Source organism: Brachyspira pulli, from assembly GCF_036997785.1.
Classification (GTDB): Bacteria; Spirochaetota; Brachyspiria; order Brachyspirales; family Brachyspiraceae; genus Brachyspira; species Brachyspira pulli.
Genome location: NZ_JAWLQI010000044.1, coordinates 20,206 through 27,499 on the forward strand (window position 1 = coordinate 20,206; position 7,294 = coordinate 27,499).

Here is a 7,294-nt window from a genome sequence, read left to right on the forward strand (position 1 = left end):
AGAAATATTCTGTATATAAAATTAAATTTATATTAATAATAGCCATTTTTAATATTTAAACTCCACAGTATAATGCGTAACAGCCTCATCGGGCATAATATATTCTATGTTGCTTTTCAAAAGCTCAAGCATATCAGCCCTAGCATCGTACTTCATCCCTATAAATACATCTTTTATATAACTATTACCAAAATCACCCCAATAAGTTCCATCTCTATATTCTTTTGCTGTTTTTCTTAAATCATTTATTACAATAGAATATTCTTTAATGGTATTGTACATAACTTCTATTTGCCTATAGTCCACAAGCTGCACTGCCTTATTATTAATATTAAGCATTACTTTTTCGCCTCCGCTCTGCCATACCATTAATTTATCTGTATAATCTATGGGAGTTATTACTGTCCAATCTTCATCTTTATTCGGCTCTTTATCCTTGGTTAAAAACTGATTAAGCCCAGCACTCTTTATATGAGCCTCTGTAATAGTAAAATATTCCTGCCCGCTGTCATAAGCAGCTCTTATTTCTTCATAAGGAGGTATAGGGACATAATAAGTTTTCTTATTGATTGTATAAGTTTCATAAGGAGAATTATCAGATTTATAATATCTTCCATTATCTAATCTTACCCAATTAGGCTCTTCAGGAGTTCTTATTCGATTTTGTATATACGGCAAATCTCCGCCAGTAGATGATATATTTTCCGCATTATCATAAGCCGAAGAATTAGGCTCTACCTGCCAAGTTATGCCGTCAGTAGTTGACCATATAGTATTATCATTTTCAAATTTTTCATATTTATCCACCCATTTATTAATGGAAGGATCATTTTCATAATATGCTCTTTCGCCTTTTGTAACATATATTTTATCTTTATCATAGCGAACATTAAGATTGCTTCTTTGTCCCCAAGGAGTAGTTCTTTTTTCCCAATTAGCTCCTACAGAAGTATCTTTATTTTTATCTATTCTATAATAAATGTCCTTACTTACAGTAAATGCTCCTTGACTTTCATTTCTGCATCCGCTTGGATTTTGTTCATCAAAATCTTCTTTTAAACCAATTACATATATATAATCTTTAAACTCTACAATTTTATAATCATTAACACCAAAAGTTCCTTGAAAACTGTCATTTGGATTAGGACTTACTGAAGGAAAAGTTTTATAAACATTATCACTAGATCCCTCCGTTGTCCAATTTATTAAATCTGATGATGTTCTTACTTCATTATCAAAAGTTATGCCTGTGCGAAATGAATGATAATCTTCTTCGCCTTTACAGTCTGTAGTATAAAAAGAACTTGAAGAATATGAATATGTTCCATAATTATAATCTTCATATAAAACTCTGTTTTCTTCTATTACATTCATTCTTAATAAATCATAATATCCTTTACTGTCTTTATCATAAACTACTATATTTCCGCTATTATCTATTTGAAGTATTATATCTTCAGCTTTTCTATTTAATATTTTACTTTTAGGGTCATAATCATACATATAGTCAGCCAATACATACCATTTGCCTTGATATTTAAACTTCCTCTGAAAACCTCCGAATACTTCTCCGTCTTTAGCAGGCATTGGGTTTACATCTATATGTCCGGGTATAGTGTCTTCTGGTAATCTAAAATCAGTCGGAGGCGGTATATGTACCGGACCTAAAATATTAATCTTTTTACAAGATATAATTAATAGTAAAATAAGAATTAATAAAAACAATAAAATATATAATCTTTTTTTCATAATATAACCTATAAATACATTTATGTTTTTTATGCTGTATAAATAAAACATATTCTAAATATTCTATCAAAAGCAAATATACATTTACTGTCAAATATATTATAATGAACATATAAATTTTTCAACTTAGCTTTTATAATTTTTATTAAGAAAATATTATTAAAATCCTTGACTTTTTTTATTATTTATAATAATATTATTGTCAATAGTAAATGTTTTTTAGGAAAAAATAAAAATGTACATATTAACTAATTACAATTTATTTTTCAACAATTCTTCAAGGCGTTAAGCCTCCAATTCTTATTTTCAATAAAATATAATTCTAAAAAATAATTTAAAATTTAAAAACTAATATTATTCATTAATATTTACAGGAGTATTGTATTATGGTAAAAGTATCTATCGTAGGTGCAACAGGATATGCAGGAATAGAATTAATAAGACTATTATTATCACATAGTCAAGTTGAATTAAAAAATTTATCATCAAAAAGTTTTGTAGGTCAAAATATTGATGACATATATGCAAATCTAAACAAAAACTGCAGTAAAACATTAGTAGATGAAAATGAAATATTTGAAGACACTGATGTAGTATTTGCTTCATTGCCTGCTGGTTTAAGCGATGAAATAGCAAATAAATGTTTTGAAAAAAATATTTTATTCATAGATTTAGGTGCTGATTTCAGATTAGACAATGAAGAAGATTATAAAAATTGGTATGGAAAAGAATATAAATATAAAAATCTTCATAAAGAAGCAATATATTCTATACCAGAAATAATTAAATATGATAATGTATATAATAAAAAAGAATTAAAGAATGCAAAAATTATAGGAAATCCGGGCTGCTACCCTACTTCTATAGGTTTAGCATTAGCACCCGCATTAGTAAACAAACTTATACAAAAAGACGATATTGTAATCGATTCCAAGTCTGGAGCTACAGGTGCAGGACGTGAATTAAAATTAAATACTCATTATACAGAATGTAATGAGGCATTTGCTCCATATAAAATAGCAGAGCATAGACATACACCAGAAATAGAACAAACATTATCAAATATATATGGAGAAGATATAAAAGTTACTTTTGTACCTCATTTGCTTCCATTAAACAGAGGAATAGTTTCAACAATATATGCTAAATTAGAAAATAAAGATACAAGTTTAGAAACTATACATAATATTTATAAAGAATTTTACAAGGATTCAAAATTTATAAGAGTATTAAATATAGGGGAAATAGCAAATTTAAAATATGTTAAATACTCAAACTATTGTGATATATCATTGCATTTAGATAGCAGAACAAATAAATTAATAATAGTATCAACAATAGATAATATGGTAAAAGGAGCAGCAGGACAGGCAATACAAAATATGAACTTGGCATTAGGCTTTAAAGAAGATGAGGGATTAAATTTTATTCCACCAGCTTTCTAAAAATATAATAAATTTATCGCTAGCAATTTTTTTAACAATAAACAAGCAGCTGATAACGAAGTTGTCAGATAATAACACTAAAATAAAAATTGTGAGTGTCTGATAAGTTTACTTAGCAGAGTATAACAACGAACAATTTTTATTAATAATAAATTTATCGCTAACAATTTTTTAAGCGATAAACGAGCAGCTGATAACGAAGTTGTCAGATAATAATACTAAAATAAAAATTGTGAACGTCTGCTAAGTGAACTTAGCAGACACTTAATGTGAACAATTTTTATTAGCAACAATAGGAGTAAAAAATGATTGATATAAAAAAAATAAATGGAAATGTATGTGCATCAAAAGGTTTCTTATCAAATGGAATTTACTGCGGAATAAAGAAAAATAAAGAAAAAAAAGATTTAGCAATTATATATAGCAATACTTTATGTTCTGTAGGTGCTGTATATACTCAAAATAAAGCATGCGGAGCAAATATAATAGTAAGTAAAGAACATTTAAAAGACGGTAAAGCCAAAGCAATTATATGCAATTCCGGTAACGCTAATACTTGTAATAAAAATGGTGTAGAAATAGCAAAAGAAATGTGCAAACTTACTGCTGATGCATTAAATATAGATGAAAAAGAAGTTGCTGTTGCTTCAACAGGAGTTATAGGAGTTCCTTTACCAATAGAACCTATAAAGAATAATATAAAACAATTAATAGATAATGCAAATCATTCTGAAGAACATGCTAAAAATGCTGCTTCTGCAATAATGACTACTGATACATTCATGAAAGAAGTTGCTTACGAATTTGAGATTGACGGAAAAACTATTCACATTGGAGGCATAGCAAAAGGAAGCGGAATGATTCACCCAAATATGGCTACAATGTTGGCATTCTTAACTACCGATTGTAATATAACAAGCGAAATGCTTCAAAAGGCTTTAAGCGAAGATACAAAATCTACATATAACATGGTAAGTGTTGACGGTGATACTTCTACAAACGACATGTGTGTTGTACTTGCAAATGGTGAAGCAGGAAACACTTTAATAGATAAAGAAGATGAAAATTATAAAATATTCTGCCAAGCATTAAATATGACAAATACTTATCTATCTAAAGCAATAGCTAAAGACGGAGAAGGTGCTACAAAATTAATTGAATGCGAAGTAATAAATGCTGAAAGTTTGGCATTAGCAAGAAAAATAGCAAAATCTGTAATAACATCAAATTTAGTAAAAGCTGCTATGTTCGGATGCGATATGAACTGGGGACGTATCTCTTGTGCTATAGGATATACTGAAGCTGATTTTGATATAAATAAAGTTTCTATAAATGTAGGTTCAAAATATGGTGAAATGAATGTTTATAAAGATGGATTCGGAGTTGAATTCAATGAAGATGAAGCTTTAAAAATATTAAAGGAAGATGAAATAAAAGTTACAATAAATATGAACTGTGGAAATTATAAAGCTACAGCTTGGGGTTGTGATTTGACTTATGATTATGTAAAAATTAATGGTTCATACAGAAGCTAATAATTTTAACTATATAAGGAAATTATATTTTGTTAGTTTTTTAATTATTCTTTTGTAATAATATTACTATAAAAATAAACTTTTTAATTAATGCGAAAAATGTACTAAATATATTTTATATATAAAATAATTTATACTTGTTTTTAAACAATATTAATCAATATTTAATTGGGGCTTTGCCCCAAACCCCAGTTCTTTTTGTGACCAAAAGAACCAAAAAGACTGCATTTTTTAACAATTTAGATTTAGAATAATTTTAAAACATATTTTAATAATAGAAAATAATATTTTATTAATAAATTATAATTGTATTTATAAAAAAGTATAAATTTTCAATATATAAAAAAGGAAATAAAAATGGAAAATATTTCAAATAGAGATAAAGCTTTTATATTAAATCAGGCTTTACCATATATAAAAAGATATGAAGGTAAAACTGTTGTTATAAAATACGGCGGAAGTGCTATGGAAAATCCTGAACTAAAGAAGAAAGTTATGAGCGATGTTGCTTTACTTTCTACTGTGGGAATAAAAGTTATAGTAGTTCATGGAGGCGGAAAAGACATAACTGCAATGCTTAACAAGATAGGAAAAGAATCTAAATTTATAAACGGACTTAGATATACTGATAGTGAAACTGCTGAAATAGTTAAAATGGTTTTAGCTGGTAAAGTTAATAAAGAGTTAGTTGCCTCACTTGAAAATTGCGGAGGAAAATGTCTTGGAATATGCGGTATTGACGGAAACATGTTTAAAGTAAGCAAATATAAAGGAAGCGAAGATTTGGGATTTGTAGGCGATGTAGATGATGTTGATACAGATTTACTTAATACAATTATATCAAATAAATATATTCCAATAGTTGCTACTGTAGGATGCGATAAAGAAGGAAATGTTTATAATATTAATGCTGATACTGCAGCTGCTAAAATAGCTGAAAGTTTAAAAGCTGAAACATTAATATATATGACTGATACTCCGGGGCTTCTACAAAATAAAGATGATGAAAGCACTTTAATAAGTCAAATAAATATTAAAGATATAGATAATCTAATAAATAACGGCACTATATCTGGAGGAATGCTCCCTAAAGTTAAACATTGTATAGACGCTGTTGATAATGGAGTGTCAAAAGTATTTATAATAGATGGAAGATTATGTCATTCATTATTAATAGAGATGTTCACTGATGAAGGTATAGGAACAATGTTTTATAAAGATTAATAAACATAAAAAATTATGATTGGAGTAAAAAATGGCTTGTAAAAAAACAAATAATAATCAAGATAATGAAAAATCAAAATTAAAAAAAGAATATATAAACAATAGTAAAAAATATGTTGCCAATACTTATGCAAGATTTGATTTAGTTTTAGAATCCGGTAAAAATGCAACATTAAAAGATATAGAAGGAAAAGAATATATAGATTTAGGAAGCGGTATAGGTGTTAATAGTATAGGTTACGGAAATAAAAATTGGATTAATACTGTAACTAATCAAATAAAAACTTTGCAGCATACTTCTAATTTATATTATAATAAACCTTATATAGATTTGGCAAAAAAATTATGTTCTATAACAAAATATGATAAAGTATTTTTCTGTAATTCTGGTGCTGAAGCTAATGAAGCTGCTATTAAATGTGCAAGAAAATATTCATTTAATAAATATGCACAAAATGGAGAATACAAAAGAAATAAAATAGTAACATTAAAAAACTCTTTTCATGGCAGAACTATGGCTACAATTTCAGCTACTGGTCAAGAAGTTTTTCATAATTTCTTCTTCCCATTTTTAGAAGGTTTCTCATTTGCTGAAGCTAACAATTATGAGGATACTATAGAAAAATTACAAGATAATGCTTGTGCTGTTATGATGGAGCTTATACAAGGCGAAGGCGGAGTTATACCTCTTGATAAAGAATATGTACTAAAGGTAAAAGAGTACTGCGAAAAAAATGATATACTTTTCATAGTAGATGAAGTTCAAACAGGAGTTGGAAGAACAGGAAAATTCTTATGCTCTGAACATTTTGGATTCAAGCCAGACATCACAACATTAGCAAAAGGTTTAGGAGGCGGACTTCCTATAGGTGCAATGCTTATGGATAAAAAATGTTCTGATGTATTTGTTCCGGGAGATCATGCTTCTACATTTGGAGCTAATCCCGTAGTTGCTGCTGGTGCTTTAGAAGTATTAAATACAATAGACAAAGATTTATTAAAAGAAGTAAGTAAAAAATCAAAATACATAAAAAGTCAATTAATGAAGCTTGATAATGTTGTAAGTGTAGACGGAATAGGTTTAATGCTTGGAATAGGTTTGAAAGAAGGTTTAAATGCAAGAGAAATAGTAGAGAAATGCATATCAAAAGGAGCTATTCCATTAACTGCTAAAAACAAAATAAGACTATTACCTCCTCTTACAATAAGTGACAAAGAATTAGAAAAAGCCGTTTCGATACTTTGCGAGTGTTTAGGATAAAGATAATAGACCTGCTTTATAATGATATTTTTTACATTATGAAGCAGGTTTATATATACTGAAAATTTTTAAGTTTGTCA

At 27.8% G+C, this 7,294-nt stretch carries 5 protein-coding genes; 4 read left to right on the forward strand and 1 reads right to left on the reverse strand.

Annotation, left to right across the window (positions count from 1 at the left end):
* Positions 1–48 precede the first annotated feature (48 nt).
* Positions 49–1,749 (reverse strand): hypothetical protein, encoded by a 1,701-nt coding sequence (locus R4K56_RS10225; RefSeq protein WP_335772493.1) that lies wholly within the window; start codon positions 1,747–1,749, stop codon positions 49–51.
* 386 nt (positions 1,750–2,135) lie between these two features.
* Here R4K56_RS10225 and argC point away from each other — a divergent pair, with 386 nt between their 5' ends.
* The 4 genes from argC (at position 2,136) to R4K56_RS10245 (ending at position 7,214) form a co-directional block, all read left to right on the forward strand.
* Positions 2,136–3,194 carry an N-acetyl-gamma-glutamyl-phosphate reductase gene (gene argC / locus R4K56_RS10230; RefSeq protein ID WP_335770221.1) on the forward strand — a complete coding sequence of 353 codons (1,059 nt, stop codon included), beginning with the start codon at positions 2,136–2,138 and terminating at the stop codon, positions 3,192–3,194.
* 305 nt (positions 3,195–3,499) lie between these two features.
* The gene (argJ, locus tag R4K56_RS10235) at positions 3,500–4,729 is read left to right on the forward strand and encodes a bifunctional glutamate N-acetyltransferase/amino-acid acetyltransferase ArgJ (protein WP_335772494.1); all 1,230 of its coding nucleotides are present in this window, start codon (positions 3,500–3,502) and stop codon (positions 4,727–4,729) included.
* Between the two features lie 357 nt (positions 4,730–5,086).
* Positions 5,087–5,953: an acetylglutamate kinase gene (argB, locus tag R4K56_RS10240; RefSeq protein ID WP_335772495.1), complete on the forward strand. Its 867-nt coding sequence runs from the start codon at positions 5,087–5,089 to the stop codon at positions 5,951–5,953.
* 31 nt (positions 5,954–5,984) lie between these two features.
* A complete protein-coding gene (locus R4K56_RS10245; protein ID WP_335758751.1) occupies positions 5,985–7,214 on the forward strand; it encodes an aspartate aminotransferase family protein in 1,230 nt (409 codons plus the stop codon).
* Positions 7,215–7,294 lie beyond the last annotated feature (80 nt).

Coding starts and splice junctions, on each gene's coding strand:
- R4K56_RS10225 (WP_335772493.1), bottom strand. CDS start 1,749: ATGAAAAAAAGATTATATATTTTATTGTTTTTATTAATTCTTATTTTA.
- argC (WP_335770221.1), top strand. CDS start 2,136: ATGGTAAAAGTATCTATCGTAGGTGCAACAGGATATGCAGGAATAGAA.
- argJ (WP_335772494.1), top strand. CDS start 3,500: ATGATTGATATAAAAAAAATAAATGGAAATGTATGTGCATCAAAAGGT.
- argB (WP_335772495.1), top strand. CDS start 5,087: ATGGAAAATATTTCAAATAGAGATAAAGCTTTTATATTAAATCAGGCT.
- R4K56_RS10245 (WP_335758751.1), top strand. CDS start 5,985: ATGGCTTGTAAAAAAACAAATAATAATCAAGATAATGAAAAATCAAAA.